The sequence below is a fragment of the Variovorax sp. KK3 genome (genome assembly GCF_001984055.1).
Lineage (GTDB): Bacteria > Pseudomonadota > Gammaproteobacteria > Burkholderiales > Burkholderiaceae_C > Variovorax.
On sequence record NZ_LYVO01000228.1, the window covers coordinates 1 to 246 of the forward strand.

A 246-nucleotide genomic window follows, 5' to 3' on the forward strand; every position below is an offset into this window, starting at 1 on the left:
CTTCAGCCAGTCCTGTTCGGTGTTCTTCGGCGTGAAGGCCTTCAGGTTGCGGATCATCTCGTTGATGGTGTCCTTCAGCGCCGCCACCTCGCCGCGTGCCTCCACCGTGATCGAGCTGGACAGGTCGCCCTGCGTCACCGCGGTCGCCACCTCGGCGATGTCCCGCACCTGCGACGTCAGGTTGGCCGCCAGCAGGTTCACCGTGTCGGTCAGGTCCTTCCAGGTGCCGGCCGCGCCCTGTACGTC

1 protein-coding gene is annotated in these 246 nt (G+C 66.7%); it reads right to left on the minus strand.

Annotated elements, in window-relative coordinates:
* Positions 1-246, minus strand: a 246-nt coding sequence (locus B0W80_RS34295; protein WP_143684949.1) for a HAMP domain-containing protein, incomplete at both ends; no start/stop codon positions are given.